The 2,735-nt window shown below is 44.7% G+C and carries 3 protein-coding genes and 1 pseudogene; all 4 read left to right on the top strand.

All coding sequences use genetic code 11. The annotated features are described in order from the left end of the window. Positions 1-383 precede the first annotated feature (383 nt). Positions 384-770: a molecular chaperone DnaJ gene (locus tag FNE76_RS07960; RefSeq protein ID WP_120948774.1), complete on the top strand. Its 387-nt coding sequence runs from the start codon at positions 384-386 to the stop codon at positions 768-770. A 9-nt stretch (positions 771-779) separates the two neighbouring features. Then, positions 780-1,451: a lecithin retinol acyltransferase family protein gene (locus FNE76_RS07955; RefSeq protein WP_235852315.1), complete on the top strand. Its 672-nt coding sequence runs from the start codon at positions 780-782 to the stop codon at positions 1,449-1,451. Between the two features lie 16 nt (positions 1,452-1,467). Then, positions 1,468-1,833 (top strand): hypothetical protein, encoded by a 366-nt coding sequence (locus FNE76_RS07950; RefSeq protein WP_120948773.1) that lies wholly within the window; start codon positions 1,468-1,470, stop codon positions 1,831-1,833. A 127-nt stretch (positions 1,834-1,960) separates the two neighbouring features. After that, positions 1,961-2,735 (top strand): annotated as a pseudogene (locus FNE76_RS07945) (hypothetical protein); the annotation flags it as partial.

The following is a 2,735-nucleotide window of genomic DNA, read 5'->3' as shown; positions in this document are numbered from 1 at the left end:
TAGAAAAAAGCCTTCGAGCTATCACATTTGCTTAGGCAAAAGCGCATTATATCGGTGTAAAGCTTAAGGGGGGCTTAGGGGTGGCAGTGACTCTAAATTTTGCCCAAAAGTAGAGAAATTGTCTTTTAAGTCTTATTCTAGTAGTCTTACCGGGCTGATAACCTCCACTTGGAGTTCGGTCCAAGCCCGTATCCCATTATGAGGAAGGCGTAAGGGGGGTCGCGCATTGCGGTCCGCTTGTTCCACCCGTTCGGCCGTTCAAAAAGCGGATAATGGCGGCGTATCGTTCTATTTCCAAGGCCTCACATCCTCCACCCCTTGACTCTCTTTCTCTCTCGCTAAAATGCTTTTTGTATTTTTAATTTTATAGGCAAGGAGCAAACATGTTTATCCAAGATTTGAGTGTTGAGCAACAACAAGTGTTCTTGTATTTGGCTAGAAAAGTCATTGAGGCCGATGGGGTGTTGCATGAATTGCAACTAGGCGCGTTGGATACGATCAAAAAGCAATGCGAATATGGCATTTCTGAAAAAGAAGTGCCTTTAAACACTCTGGGCAAACTTTTCACCACCAACCACGCCAAACATGCCACCTTGCTAGAGCTAACCTCTGTTGCCCTAGCTGATAGCCGTTGGCATGACAACGAGAGAGACGCGATCTACTCTTATGCTAAAGAGATGGGAGTATCACCCCAAAAGGTCGATCAGCTCAAGGATTGGGTAGTTAAGAACTTTATGCTTTACCAAGAAGCGGTTAAGTTGTTGGATTAGGGGGTTAAAATGTTTGGATTTTTAAAAGCCATGGTGAGTCCAGCGGGAATTGTTGCAACTGTAGCTAAAAGCGATAAAGAAAAGAGGGAAAAAGAAGCGAGGGAGAAGGAATTGCTCGAGGCTAAGGCTAAGGCTAGACTAATACAATCGGCAATAAGATCGCCACAAGCTACACTAAATGCTACAGCTCTATATCTACTACATGAAATAGGTAGAAGATTTTATGAAAGTTTTATGGTCAAATATCCAATACACAGAAAAAGTGATATATGGGATGATGCTCCGGTCGATGGAGAACCTGCTGTGGGCAGTATTGTATGGTGCGACTTGGGCGATGCTGCACATTCGGGTATTTATCTAGGCAAAATCATGCATTTGACGGGAAAATTCAACGATAATCCTTGCAAGATAGAAAAAACGGATCTATACGGATTTAGTGGTGGAGACCATATTTTTGTTTCGTGTAAGGACAAAATGGCGGTTGGCGATCCAAAAGCAGCCGAGTATGCTAAAGAACATGAAAATGAAGAGAGGGACTATAACCTATTGGAAAATAATTGCCATGGTTTCACTGCGGAGTGTTTTACAGGAAACGAGCAAAATGAGGTTCGTATTAGCAAACCTGACGATGTTGGAGAAAATCTACGCATGGACTGCTGGCGGTGGTGGAAATATCAATAGACTTCAAGGAGTAAAAATGGCAAAAGGATTGTTTCAATTGATGGGAATGTCAATGGAAGATGATAAGGCAAACCAAAACACCCCACAGAGTATCATCATTGATGAGGAAACCGCCAAACATATCAAGGGGAGCGGAGACTCTGAAGCAAAAGACTTTGGCTATGATTCTTGGATTGACTATTACCGCAAATACATGAAAATCCCATGTTGTTATTTGGATTGTCCTAATGATGCCGAGATTGGGGCACATGTGATGATTAAAACCGAAGAACATGGGAAAGAATGGTGGATTGCACCCGTATGTCCCAGCCACAACCCGCCTACAAACGAGCCCTTTAATGTCAAGGCAAACACCATAGCCGTGCGGCATCCTCAAAAATAACCCCAAACAAGGGGATTTGTTGCCATCAATGTTCCCCCTTGCCACTAAACCCTAGGTCCAGCACTCTTGGGGTAGGTCCAAAGCGTATTTTGGATACAATGAGCTATCTCTACTTAGAAGGCTTTGTATGTTCCAACCCTTGTTAGATGTATTTGCCCAATCCACGCACCTCCCCCAAGCTCCCCAAAAAAAGCCCCTCAAGCTGGGCTTAAAATGGTACGGTGATGGTGTGGAGGATTTTAAGAGCTGTTGTTTTTACCATGTCTTAAGCTCCCACTACGACATTAGTTTTACTGACAAAAATACTTGCGATCTTTTCTTAAGGGGGTTTCTTTTCCACGACAAAGATCTTATAGAATGTGCTAAGTTGCGGATGATGTTCATGGGCGAGAATGCCCGGATTGATTTTAATCTCTATGATTTTGGCATGGGTTTTGATGATCTCAGTTTCCATGATCGTTATTTGCGCGTGCCTCTTTACTACCTTTCTCTTTGGATGTTTTTTAAGCTAGCGATGGGTCCTAACTCCCCCTTTCAAATAGACGAGTCAATCCAGCGTGCCTTTTATGCTCTTTCACCCGACAAAAGTCCTGATCACCCGTATTCTGAAAACGCTCACCATGGCACTATTACCCTCAATACCTCTTTTAGCGACAACTACCCGCATTTGCACGCCTTAGCCAGCGATCAGAGCGATCCGACTAAACGCGCCTTTGCCAGTTTTGTTGCCTCTAACCCCAAAGCCCCCGTGCGCAATGCTTTTTACCAATTGCTCAACGCCTACCGCCCAATTGGGGGGGGGGGGGGGGGTTTAACCCGTTGGGGGGCCCGGGGGCCAATAAGGGGGGGTTTTTTACCCAAAAAAATTTTTTGGGGGTTTTTGGGATTGGGGGGGGGTTGGG

Source organism: Helicobacter mehlei (assembly GCF_007280785.1).
Lineage (GTDB): Bacteria > Campylobacterota > Campylobacteria > Campylobacterales > Helicobacteraceae > Helicobacter > Helicobacter mehlei.
The sequence above is the reverse complement of the archived record's forward strand: the minus strand, read 5'-3'. Positions and strand labels throughout refer to the sequence as shown.